This window comes from Bacillus sp. BB51/4 (genome assembly GCF_008368845.1).
Lineage (GTDB): Bacteria > Bacillota > Bacilli > Bacillales > Bacillaceae_G > Bacillus_A > Bacillus_A wiedmannii.
Map to the genome: position 1 here is coordinate 1 of NZ_QOSC01000030.1, position 12,777 is coordinate 12,777.

The 12,777-nt window shown below is 37.9% G+C and carries 13 protein-coding genes; all 13 read right to left on the reverse strand.

Annotated features, from left to right (window positions below; all coding sequences use genetic code 11):
- Window positions 1-318: 318 nt before the first annotated feature.
- The 13 genes from lysS to ftsH all read right to left on the reverse strand — a co-directional run bounded on the left by lysS (window position 319) and on the right by ftsH (window position 12,774).
- Window positions 319-1,818 carry a lysine--tRNA ligase gene (gene lysS, locus DN392_RS28465; RefSeq protein WP_088321378.1) on the reverse strand — a complete coding sequence of 500 codons (1,500 nt, stop codon included), beginning with the start codon at window positions 1,816-1,818 and terminating at the stop codon, window positions 319-321.
- Between the two features lie 159 nt (window positions 1,819-1,977).
- Window positions 1,978-2,976, reverse strand: a complete 999-nt coding sequence (gene dusB / locus DN392_RS28470; RefSeq protein WP_000912237.1) for a tRNA dihydrouridine synthase DusB — start codon at window positions 2,974-2,976, stop codon at window positions 1,978-1,980.
- 23 nt (window positions 2,977-2,999) lie between these two features.
- Window positions 3,000-3,203: a helix-turn-helix domain-containing protein gene (locus tag DN392_RS28475; RefSeq protein ID WP_000387029.1), complete on the reverse strand. Its 204-nt coding sequence runs from the start codon at window positions 3,201-3,203 to the stop codon at window positions 3,000-3,002.
- Window positions 3,155-3,670 carry a 2-amino-4-hydroxy-6-hydroxymethyldihydropteridine diphosphokinase gene (folK, locus tag DN392_RS28480; protein WP_001059453.1) on the reverse strand — a complete coding sequence of 172 codons (516 nt, stop codon included), beginning with the start codon at window positions 3,668-3,670 and terminating at the stop codon, window positions 3,155-3,157. The genes DN392_RS28475 and folK overlap by 49 nt, the downstream gene beginning before the upstream one ends.
- Window positions 3,667-4,029, reverse strand: coding sequence for a dihydroneopterin aldolase (gene folB / locus DN392_RS28485; protein ID WP_048567314.1), 363 nt, complete (start codon window positions 4,027-4,029; stop codon window positions 3,667-3,669). Before folB ends, folK begins: the two co-directional genes overlap by 4 nt.
- Entirely contained in the window at window positions 4,030-4,890 is an 861-nt protein-coding gene (folP, locus tag DN392_RS28490; protein ID WP_046958124.1) for a dihydropteroate synthase, read from the reverse strand.
- Entirely contained in the window at window positions 4,865-5,737 is an 873-nt protein-coding gene (gene pabC, locus DN392_RS28495; RefSeq protein ID WP_048567316.1) for an aminodeoxychorismate lyase, read from the reverse strand. Before pabC ends, folP begins: the two co-directional genes overlap by 26 nt.
- Entirely contained in the window at window positions 5,731-6,318 is a 588-nt protein-coding gene (gene pabA, locus DN392_RS28500; protein WP_000602303.1) for an aminodeoxychorismate/anthranilate synthase component II, read from the reverse strand. The genes pabC and pabA overlap by 7 nt, the downstream gene beginning before the upstream one ends.
- 5 nt (window positions 6,319-6,323) lie before the next feature.
- Window positions 6,324-7,721: an aminodeoxychorismate synthase component I gene (gene pabB, locus DN392_RS28505; protein WP_001189731.1), complete on the reverse strand. Its 1,398-nt coding sequence runs from the start codon at window positions 7,719-7,721 to the stop codon at window positions 6,324-6,326.
- Window positions 7,722-7,940: 219 nt separating this feature from the next.
- Window positions 7,941-8,864: a cysteine synthase A gene (gene cysK / locus DN392_RS28510; RefSeq protein WP_001261726.1), complete on the reverse strand. Its 924-nt coding sequence runs from the start codon at window positions 8,862-8,864 to the stop codon at window positions 7,941-7,943.
- Between the two features lie 113 nt (window positions 8,865-8,977).
- Window positions 8,978-9,853, reverse strand: coding sequence for a redox-regulated molecular chaperone HslO (hslO, locus tag DN392_RS28515; protein WP_033658948.1), 876 nt, complete (start codon window positions 9,851-9,853; stop codon window positions 8,978-8,980).
- A gap of 6 nt (window positions 9,854-9,859) precedes the next feature.
- Window positions 9,860-10,648: a type III pantothenate kinase gene (locus DN392_RS28520; RefSeq protein ID WP_000578367.1), complete on the reverse strand. Its 789-nt coding sequence runs from the start codon at window positions 10,646-10,648 to the stop codon at window positions 9,860-9,862.
- Between the two features lie 224 nt (window positions 10,649-10,872).
- Window positions 10,873-12,774 carry an ATP-dependent zinc metalloprotease FtsH gene (gene ftsH / locus DN392_RS28525; protein WP_001079657.1) on the reverse strand — a complete coding sequence of 634 codons (1,902 nt, stop codon included), beginning with the start codon at window positions 12,772-12,774 and terminating at the stop codon, window positions 10,873-10,875.
- Between the last annotated feature and the right edge of the window lie 3 nt (window positions 12,775-12,777).

A 12,777-nucleotide genomic window follows, 5' to 3' on the forward strand; every position in this document is an offset into this window, starting at 1 on the left:
GTTCAGTTTTCAAAGAACTTATCTGCCGCTCAGAAGCGACTTTATTAATATAACATTTCGTTATATTTTCGTCAACAACTTTTTTCAATAAGTTGTTTTTCGTTTGTTTTGCTTGTTACCTTTCGTGGCAACGAATATAAATATACCAGTTTGATTATTAAAATGCAATAGTTTTTCTAATAAAATTTTTAACTTAGTAAAAAAGTATAAAAACAGCACATTTCTTCTATATAAATATAATTTCTCGCACCATCAAGAGCTACTATCCCTACGTAGCTCATACTCAAATAAAAAAAGCTTTGGAGAAATCTCCAAAGCTTAGTCTTGTTTATGACGCATAGCAGGGAATAATAATACATCACGAATAGATGGTGCATTCGTTAACAACATAACAAGACGATCAATACCAATTCCTAGACCACCTGTAGGAGGCATACCGTACTCAAGAGCTTCAATATAATCATCATCCATCATGTGAGCTTCATCATTACCTTGTTCGCGCTCTTTTAATTGCGCTTCAAAGCGTTCTTTTTGATCAATCGGATCATTTAGCTCAGTGAATGCATTTGCATGTTCGCGTGCAACGATAAATAATTCGAAACGATCTGTGAATCGTGGATCTTCGTCATTCTTTTTCGCAAGTGGCGAAATTTCTACCGGATGACCGTAAATAAATGTTGGTTGGATTAATTTATCTTCTACTTTTTGTTCGAAGAATTCGTTTATAATATGACCAACTTCCATCGTATCCTTAATACCTACATTATGTTCTTTTGCAAGTTCACGCGCATCTTCTACACTCATTGGATTCCAGAAATCTGCTCCAGAATGTTCCTTGATTGCATCTACCATATGAAGACGTGTCCATTCTGGTTCTAGATTAATTTCATAATCACCATATTGGATTGTTGTTGTACCTAGTACTTGCTTCGCAATATGCGCAACCATATTTTCTGTTAGTTTCATAATATCTTTATAATCAGCATACGCTTCATATAATTCAATCATTGTAAACTCTGGATTATGACGAGTTGATACACCCTCATTACGGAATACACGACCGATTTCATAAACTTTTTCTAATCCACCCACAATAAGGCGTTTTAAATGAAGTTCAATTGCGATACGCATGTATAATTCCATATCTAACGCATTATGGTGCGTAATGAAAGGACGCGCAGAAGCTCCACCTGCAATTGCATGCATCATAGGTGTTTCCACTTCAAGATAACCATTGTCATCTAAGTATCTTCTCATTTCACGAATGATTTTACTGCGAGTAACGAATGTTTCACGGCTTTCCATACTTGTGATTAAGTCTAAGTAACGTTGACGGTAGCGTTGTTCAACATCTTTTAATCCATGATATTTATCCGGTAATGGACGAAGAGATTTCGTTAATAGTGTAAAGCCCGTTGCTTTCACCGAAAGTTCTCCAACGTTCGTTTTGAACACTTTACCTTCAATACCTACTAAATCACCTAAATCTGCTGTTTTAAACAATTCGTACTCTTCATCTCCAACAGCATCTTTACGAACATAAATTTGAACTTGTCCATGTAAATCTTGAATATGTGCAAATCCAGCTTTTCCTTTACCGCGTTTTGTCATAATACGACCAGCGATAGAAACAGAGATTTCTTTCTCTTCTAATTCTTCTTTAGAGAACTCTCCATATAAGCTTAATAAGTCATTTGTTGCATTTGTACGTTCAAATCGTTTACCAAACGGATCGATTCCTTGCTCACGTAAGTTATGTAACTTTTCACGACGAACAAGCAATTGGTCGTTTAATTCTTCGTGGTTCATGTTATCCATGGTATTGATATCACTCCAGCTCTATTAATTTTTACAATATATACAGTATAGCATTTTCTACTCAACTAGAAAAACTGCCAGCAACTAGCTGGCAGTTCTTCTTTCTTTCACGTAATTATAGGAAGTGTATAGAAGAATGTCAATCTTCCCTATCTATTATTAACCAACGTGAATTGTTTGTTGTTTCGCTTCTACTTCTTCTACAAATGCACCTAATACATTCGCAAGGTCCTCACGCGTATTACAAGCATTAATACCATTACGTACAGTTGCATTACCACGAACACCCTTTAAATACCAAGCTGCATGCTTTCTCATCTCTCTTACAGCGACATTTTCGTTCTTTAAATCGATAAGACGATCTAGATGCAACATACATACGTCAATTTTCTCACGCACTGTCGGTTCCGGCATTAATTCACCTGTTTCCAAATACTTTACCGTACGATAAATCATCCACGGGTCCCCAAGGGCAGCGCGACCAATCATAACACCGTCTACACCAATTTCATCAAGCATACGCTTTGCATCTTGTGGCGTTTCGACATCACCATTTCCGATAACCGGGATATTTACAGCTTGCTTTACTTGTTTAATAATATCCCAATCCGCTTTCCCTTCATACATTTGTACTCGTGTACGTCCATGAACTGCTACTGCTTGTCCGCCAGCACGCTCAACAGCTTTTGCATTCTCAATTGCAAAAATATGATCTGCATCCCAACCAATACGCATCTTAACTGTAACCGGCTTTTCAACAGCATCTACAACCGCCGCTACCATTTCATATATTTTATTTGGGTCTAAAAGCCACTTTGCTCCCGCGTCACACTTAATGATTTTCGGTACTGGGCAACCCATATTAATATCAATAATGTCTGCTGTCGTATATTTATCTACGTATTTCGCAGCATCTACAAGAGTTTCTTTCTCTCCACCAAAAATTTGTAAACTTAATGGCTTTTCTCTTTCATCAATATATAACATATCTAATGTTCTTTTGTTATTAAGTAATATCGCTTTATCACTTACCATTTCAGCACAAACTAAACCTGCACCAAATTCTTTTACTGTCAAACGGAATGCAGAGTTACACACTCCCGCCATCGGTGCTAATACAACCGGGTTTTTCATCTCAATATTTGCAATCTTTAACACTCGACTTACTCCTTCCTTCATAGTCACTTCGGCATTAATTCCTCCACTGAAACCTTTAATGCCTTAGCAACTTCCACTACAAAATCTTGGGAAGGCGATCGATTCCCTCTCTCAACTTCACCTAAAACAGATACAGATACCCCTAACTCTTTCGCAAAACCTTCTTGTGTATAACCTTTTAGCTTTCGAAAAGCACGAATGCGTCTTCCCCATTTTTCTGCTTCCATACCGTTACTCCCTCTCGCCTTTTCATTTCTTCTACTTGTGAACGTGAAATGTTTTGTTTTATATCTTGATTAATCTCTAACAACGGAACGATAACAAAAGCTCTTTCGAACATCCGCGGATGCGGAACAATAAGATTCTCTGCTTCAATATTTTCTTGATTATATAGTAAAATGTCAAGGTCGATGGTCCTCGGACCCCATCTAATTTCCCTTTTTCTTCCTAAATCATTCTCTACTCTTTGTGTAATTTTCAATAATTCTTGCGGTGATAAATTGGTAGAAATTTTTATAACTAAATTTAAAAAGCAACTTTGGTCAGTATAGCCAACTGGCTCTGTTTCATATACAGATGAAATATCGTTAACTTGGATATACGGGTTTTTGTTTAAAAACTGAATCGCTTCAGTTAAATACGTATAACGTTCTCCGATATTTGAACCTAATGCAATGTAAGCTATATTATTCATGGACGTTCTCTCGTAATTTCCACCGCTACAGCACGATAATGCCCAGGTATCGGCGGATCTGGTTTAATTACTTTAATTGTACAACGGAAAATGCTCTCATATTGTTTTAATATATCTGTAGCAATATTTTCAGCGATACTCTCTACAAGCTTATACGTTCTATCTTCAACAACTTTTCTACATAACTCGAAAAGCTCTCCATAATTGACAGAATGCTCTAAGTCATCACTTTCTCCTGCCTGTTTCAAATCCAACTCCACCGTTAAGTCCACTTTAAATCTCTGACCCAATTTATTTTCCTCTGGGAATACACCATGATAACCGTAAAACTCCATATCATGAACATAAATTTTATCCAATTACTTTACCCCCTTACCAATCATCGCATCCATCATCTTAGCCATACGTGCCATTTCCTTCACATCATGAACACGAACAAACTCACAACCCTTTTCAATGCCGAGACAAACGGTAGCTCCTGTTCCCTCAAGACGTTCCTCTACCGGTAAATCTAACACATGTCCAATAAAGGACTTTCTTGAAGTACCTAAGAGAACTGGATAACCCAGTACGTTTAACTGTTCTAAATTACGCATCGCTTCTAAATTTTGTTCAGGTGTTTTAGCAAAACCGATGCCTGGGTCTAAAATGATATTCTCATCTCTTACGCCAGCATCTTTAGCAATTTTGATGCTTTCATATAAATCAGCAATCATATCAGCCATTAAATTGCGGTAATTCATGTTATCGCGATTATGCATCAAGATAATAGGTACATCGTAATGAGCTGCAACTTCAGCGATTTTCGGTTCCGCCTTCGCTCCCCAAACATCATTAATAATATGAGCGCCCGCTTCGATTGCTTGTTTTGCAACTTCAGCTTTATACGTGTCGATAGAAATAGGCAATTCCACTTCTTTTGCAACCGCCTGAATCATCGGAACAACTCGCTTTATTTCTTCTTCCACCGATACTTTAGCAAAACCCGGGCGAGTAGATTCACCGCCGATATCAATAATATGAGCACCTTCATCTCGCATTTCTTTCGCATGGCGCACCGCAGCCTCTAACTCGTTGTAACTCCCACCATCAGAAAACGAATCTGGTGTTACATTTAAAATCCCCATAATTAAAGTTTTTTCATTTAAGTTCAATGTATATTCGCCGCAGCGTAAATCATAATCCCACTTCAAACTACACATCTCCTCTTCGCAATTCATTTCTGCTCCACAATTTCTCTCTCTGCATTTCATAAAGACTCATAAACCTTTTTGTAACCATACCTACTTTACCCGGGAAATCTCGTCCCTCTATATGATAAAGCGGGACAATTTCTTGAATCGAGTTTGTTACAAAGACTTCATCAGCTGAAAGTAATTCATCTTTTGTAAAGAAACCTTCCTTTACTTCGATGCCCAGCTCTTCAGCAACCTTTATAATAAACGCACGAGTGATACCATTTAAAATCCCTGTTTTTAGCGAAGGTGTATACAAAATATCACCTTTCACGAAAAAGAGATTCGAAACAATACCCTCTGCAACATAACCTGTTTCAGTAAGGAAAATACCTTCCTTATTCACAACATTTCCAATTTCACGTTTTCCTAAAATGTTATTTAAATAATGATGAGACTTTAAGCGAGACGCACCCTCTGGTGTATTTCGCACTTGTTTTAAAACAACCCCTTCTTTTTCCACTACACCTTCAGGGGCTGCTAAAGGTTTTATAAAAACAATAACAGACGGCTCTTCATACATTTCCGTTTGCAATCCAATTTCATCTATACCCGCTGATACATTAAAACGTACATATGCATGCTCTAATTCATTCTTAACGAGTAAATTCTTCAAAATAAGCAGTACTTCATCTTTCGTCATTGTCCATTTAATTTGCAATGTATCCAGCGCATCTATTAAACGGTCATAATGATCATCCAATAAGAAAGGATGACCATTATAAATACGAAATGTCTCAAAAACTCCAAGACCATATAAATAACCATGATCATAAGGAGAAATTCTCGCTTCACTTGCTTCTACATACTCACCATTTACGTAAATTAACACGATGTCACACTTGGGCTGTATTTACGAATGAAATTCTGCAACAACTCTTTCCCGTGGGAAGTCATAATTGATTCTGGATGGAACTGTACACCTTCAATCGGTAATGTTGTATGACGGAGCGCCATAATTTCCCCTTCTTCTGTCCAAGATGTTACCTCTAAGCAATCAGGTAACGTCTCTTTCTTAACGATAAGGGAATGATAACGTGTCGCAGTAAACGGATTAGGGATATCCGAAAAAATCGTCTTTCCGTCATGATGCATAAGCGACGTTTTCCCATGCATTAAGCGCTCCGCACGTATAACCTCTCCGCCAAACACTTGTGCAATGGATTGATGTCCAAGACAAACCCCAAAAATCGGAATCTTTCCAGCAAAGTATTGAATAACCTCCATACTAACACCTGCTTCATTAGGACTACACGGACCTGGCGAAATCATTAAAAAGTCTGGTTTCATATTCTCAATATCTGAAATAGTCACTTCATCGTTACGTTTAACAACAAGCTCTTGTCCAAGTTCTCCAAGAAACTGCACTAAATTAAATGTAAAAGAATCATAATTATCAATCATTAATATCATTTCTCTCACCTAACCGTTTCTTCGCTACGTTCTTTTGCACGCCATAAAGCAATCGCCTTTTTTAACGACTCTTTATATTCATTTTCCGGATTCGAATCAATTACAATTCCCGCTCCTGCTTGTACATGTGCTTTTCCATCTTTAGCAAGCAGTGTTCTAATTACAATATTCAATTCTGTATCTCCAGAATAACCGATCCACCCGATTGAACCTGTATAAATCCCTCGGCGAACAGGTTCTAATTCTTCAATAATTTCCATCGTACGTATTTTCGGAGCACCAGTAATTGTTCCCCCAGGGAATACAGCCTTCACTAAATCAAAAGCATCTTTATCTTCTTCCACCTCACCACGCACATTAGAAACAATATGCATAACATGTGAGTATTTCTCAATTACCATAAATTCATCTACTTCTACAGTGCCATATTTACAAACACGCCCTAAATCATTTCGTTCTAAATCCACAAGCATGACGTGCTCTGCTCTTTCTTTTTCGTTCTCAATTAATTCTTTTGCTAATTCTTCATCCTCTTGCTCATTCTCCCCTCTAGATCTCGTTCCAGCAATCGGTCTTGTACTTACTTCGGTTCCCTCTTTCTTAATTAGCAACTCTGGCGATCCACTAACAATTTGAAAATCCCCGAGCTCCAAGTAACCCATATATGGAGATGGATTAATCTCACGAAGACTTGTATAGATTTCTAGTGGGTGTGTTTGTAACGTTCTTTCTTGCCTTGTCGACAAGTTTACTTGGAACACATCACCAGCCCCAATATATTCTTGAATACATTCAACCGCCTTCATAAAGCTTTCTTCTGTAAAAGCAACTGTTTCACTTTTCTCTTCAGGGCATGCAAAAGGTATATTCACTTCTGGCGCTTCTGTCGCCCAAAGAATCTTCCATTCATTTAATCGCTCTTTTGCCTCTTCATGCTTATCTACATAATGTGTAATAATCCATAATACTTTTTCTTTTTGATCATAAACAAACACATCATCAAATAATAAAAAGAATATATCAGGTATATTAATGTCATCCTCCGCATGGGAAGGGAGTTTTTCAATATAACGGATGCAATCATAACTAAAGTAACCAATTGCACCACCTTGAAATGGAGGGTATTCCGGATTATAATCCGTTTTCCATCGCTCCATATATTCCTGCATTAAATCTAATGGGTTTCCTTGTTTTATTGTTTCCTTACCACTTTCGCTTATATGTAACGTTTCACCCTTCCCTCGGATTACCGCTACTGGGTTCAACCCCACAATGTTATAACGACCGCCACGTCCACTCTCTAACAAAATATGTTGCGGTTTATCCTTAGAAAGAAATTTATACTGCTTAAAGAAATCTAACTGATATGGAATAGAAAGCGCTACAGATTTTCTTCGTTGCATATCAACACCCCGTCTTCTTTTATCCCACCCTCTTAGATTAACCACCTCAAACTACATTCGTTATGTATATAAAGTGGTTATACTCGAAGGCTAGTGAAAATAAATTAATTATACTACCTCTTATTTTACATGAAGTTTTCTAGTCATTCACTCTTTTCCTATTTCCAATCCAAAAAGAAAAAGCATCCTTTTCAAGGATGCTTTTTCAATCACATATAATTAAGACTCAAATTGATAAAGCGGTGTACTTAAATAACGTTCACCGTTACTTGGGATAATAACAAGTACCTTTTTCCCTTTACCTAACTTTTTCGCAATTTCTGTTGCTGCATAAATAACTGCTCCAGAAGAGATACCCACTAAAATACCTTCCTCTTTAGCCACTCTTCTTGCATATTCAAATGCTTGCTCTGCTTTTACTTGAACAATTTCATCATATACCTCTACATCCAATGTCTCTGGGATGAATCCCGCCCCAATTCCTTGGATTTTATGTGGACCCGGTTTCCCACCAGATAGTACTGGTGAATCCGCAGGTTCTACTGCATAAATTTTAATATCTTTATACGCTTCTTTCAGCACTTCACCAGCACCAGTAATCGTTCCACCTGTACCAATACCTGCAATAAACGCATCTAATTGGTCACCCATTTGTTCAACAATTTCTGGCCCTGTTGTTAAACGATGAATTTCTGGATTCGATTGGTTTTTGAACTGTTGTGGTATAAAGTAGCCATGCTCTTTTGCTAATTCAGTCGCTTGACGAATTGCTCCACCCATTCCTTCAGGCCCTGGAGTCAATACTAATTCCGCACCGTAAGCACGTAATAAATTACGACGCTCAATACTCATTGTTTCTGGCATTACTAAAATTGCCTTATATCCTTTAGCGGCCGCTACCATCGCTAAACCAATTCCCGTGTTACCACTTGTTGGCTCAATGATTGTATCGCCTTCTTTTAATAATCCTTTTTTTTCAGCATCTTCAATCATAGCTAATGCAATACGATCTTTAACACTGCTCCCTGGATTCATAAATTCTAATTTTAAGTATATATCTGCGCTGTTTGATTCTACGATGCGGTTCAACTTAACGATCGGCGTTTTCCCGATTAATTCTGAAACTGATTGTGCCACTCGCATTCCTGTCACTCCTAACACCGAGTATTTTTATTGGTTTTATCTATATTTAGATTTTGTCAGAAAATTCCCTGTTTGTCAATCTATTTAGAGGATGGATTCCCTCACTTCCCTTATTACAAACTCTCAATTAAATTTGTAATATCTTCTTTAGAGAACTTGTATCGCTCATTACAGAAATGACAATGAACTTCTGTCTCTTCTTCTTCTTCGCGAATTTGCTCTAACTCTGTTTTACCTAAACTAATTAACACACTCTCAATACGTTCGCGTGAGCATGTACAATTAAATTGAACATCCATCACTTCTAATACTTTTACTTTATCTTCTCCAAGAACTGCATACAGTAACTCTTCTGGAGAAAGCCCTTGTTCAATTAACGTTGATACAGGAGGAATCTTCTGCAAACGATCTTCAATGAATGAAATTGTTTCTTCCTGTGCACCTGGCATAATTTGAAGGATAAATCCACCTGCCGCTAATACGCTGTCATCTCCATTTACAAGAACGCCAACTCCTACAGAAGAAGGTGTTTGCTCAGAAACTGCAAAATAATACGTGAAGTCTTCCCCTAATTCTCCTGAAACAATTGGAGATTGACCAATAAACGGCTCACGCATACCAATATCTTTAATTACTGTTACAAATCCCTCAGTACCTACCGCTTGATATACACGTAATTTCCCTTGTTCCGTTCCTTCAAAATCAACATGTGGATTCGTTACATAACCACGTACATCCCCATTTGCATGAGCATCTACTAAGATAGGACCAATCGGACCATTACCTTCTACCTTAATCGTTAACTTTTGGTCACCTTTTAACATCGCGCCCATCATTGTACCTGCAGTTAAAGAACGACCAAGTGCCGCCGAAGCTGTTCTCCATGTATCATGACGTCTTTGCGCCTCACTTACTGTGTTTGTAGTACGTACACTATATGCACGCACTTCTCCATCAAATGCTAACGCTTTTACTAAATAATCTTTCATACTCATTTATTCACCTTTCTCATGCTGTAAATTTGCATTACGCTCGTATAACATATACAAACCTTTTAATGTTAAAAATGGATCTACAACATCAATTACATTCGATTCTTCTGAAATTAATTTCGCCAATCCACCTGTTGCAATAACTTTCGGTTCTTGTTTAGCTTCCTCTTTCATACGCTTAACAATACCTTCCACTTGTCCAACATAACCATAAAGAATACCAGATTGCATTGCACTTACCGTATTCTTTCCAACAACACTGCTTGGTTTTGTAATTTCAATACGAGGAAGTTTTGCCGCTCTACTATATAAAGCCTCTGCTGAAATCATAATTCCCGGCGTAATAACCCCACCCATATAATGCTTTTCTTCGTTAATATAACAATATGTAGTAGCCGTACCGAAATCGACAATAATAAGCGGACTTCCATACAAGTGGATTCCTGCTACCGCATTTACAATTCGGTCCGCGCCTACTTCACGTGGATTTTCATATTTAATATTTAGCCCCGTTTTTATTCCAGGACCTACTACAAGCGGTTTAATTTTAAAATACTTTTCACACATGCGCTCTAATGCAAACATAATTGGTGGTACGACTGAAGACACGATAATACCTTTCACATCTTCAAACGAAAGACCTTCATGCTCAAGCAACTGCTTTACAAGCATTCCATATTCATCTTCTGTCTTATGACGATCTGTTTCCATGCGCCAATGTTGACGAAGTTCCCCCTCTTCAAACACGCCTAGCACAGCATTTGTGTTCCCTACATCCAATACAAAAATCATATTCTCACCACTTATCTTATTTAATCTATATTTGTGCAGTATGTATAAAACTTATAAAAACATCATATCACACATACTTATATAATCAGCTTTTCTATCCTCATCATTTTACAAAAAGATTACGCTCTATTTCAATTTTTAATACCAGATTTACTTAAATTTTTTTCTACTTCATTTCGTTCCACAAATAAAAAAAGGAGTGACCATCGTCACTCCTTCACCTCTTACTTATCTTCTGATTCTTCATCGTCCTTCTTCATATTGATGTTTACTTTCACATCATCTGAAGATGTTGGACGCTCTGGCAATCTGCCGTAATCATATAAATGATTGATTTGCTCTGCATCTAACGTTTCTACTTCAAGTAACGTTTTCGCAATAATATCTAGCTTATCACGTTTTTCAGTAAGAATTTGTTTCGCGCGAGCATAACATTCTTTTATAATAGTTTGCATTTCCACATCGATTTCATGTGCAATTGCATCACTGTAGTTTTGTTCTGAATGGAAGTCTCTTCCTAAGAACACTTGACCACCTTGTGAGCTACCGAATTGCATCGGTCCAAGCTTATCACTCATACCGAATTCCGTAACCATACGTCTTGCAATACCAGTCGCACGTTGGAAGTCGTTGTGAGCACCTGTACTTGCTTCACCAAACACAATCTCTTCAGCTACTCGACCACCAAGTAAACCAGTGATTTTATCAAGTAACTCTGGTTTTGTCATGAAGTAACGATCTTCTTTCGGAAGCATTACTGCATATCCACCAGCTTGACCACGAGGGACAATTGTTACTTTATGAACGATATCTGCTTCATCAAGGACAACACCAATTACAGTATGGCCAGCTTCATGGAATGCAACGATATTACGTTCTTTTTCAGAGATAACACGACTTTTCTTAGCTGGACCTGCAATAACACGATCCGTTGCTTCATCAATGTCACTCATATCAATTTTCTTCTTATCTTGACGCGCAGCCACTAAAGCAGCTTCGTTTAATAAGTTTTCAAGATCCGCACCAGAGAACCCTGGTGTACGAGTTGCAATTGCTCTTAAGTTGATATGATCATCAAGCGGTTTATTACGAGCATGTACTTTCAGCACAGCTTCACGGCCATTTACATCTGGACGATCTACTGTAATTTGACGGTCAAAACGACCTGGACGTAATAACGCTGGATCAAGAATATCAGGACGGTTTGTTGCAGCGATGATAATAATACCTTCGTTTGCACCGAATCCATCCATTTCAACAAGTAATTGGTTCAACGTTTGCTCACGCTCATCATGGCCACCACCAAGACCTGCGCCACGTTGACGTCCTACTGCATCAATTTCATCAATGAAAATGATACAAGGAGCATTTTTCTTTGCATTTTCGAATAAATCACGTACACGTGATGCACCGACACCGACGAACATCTCTACGAAATCAGAACCACTGATAGAGAAGAATGGAACGCCTGCCTCACCTGCAACGGCACGTGCTAGTAAAGTTTTACCTGTACCTGGAGGTCCTACTAATAGAACACCCTTCGGAATACGGGCACCAACTTCAGCGAACTTACGAGGATCTTTCAAGAATTCAACTACCTCAACAAGCTCTTGTTTCTCTTCATCCGCTCCAGCAACATCTCTGAAACGAACTTTTTTCTTTTCGTCATTATATAACTTCGCCTTACTTTTCCCGAAGTTCATAACACGGCTACCGCCGCCCTGAGCCTGGTTTAATAAGAAGAAGAATAAAATGAAGATAATGACAAACGGAATGATTGAAGTAAAGAACGTTACCCAAGCACTTGTTTCTTCTGCTGGTTGATACTTAACTTCAGCACCTTGCGCTTTGTCATTAATTTTCTTTTGTAATTCCTCAGTATTTGGTGCATAAGTAACAAATTGTTCTCCTTGGCTAGAGTTGTTAAATTGTCCTTTTACCTCAAATACACCATTTTTCGGTTGAAGTTGCACATTACGCACTTCACCTTTTTCTAGTTTAGTAATGAATTTATCGTAGCTAACTGATGTCGTTTTTTGTGTCGAACCATTAAAATAGCTCACGATTCCAATTACTACTAGGAATATCAGTAAATAAAAGATGGTATTACGGAAGATACGATTCATTCC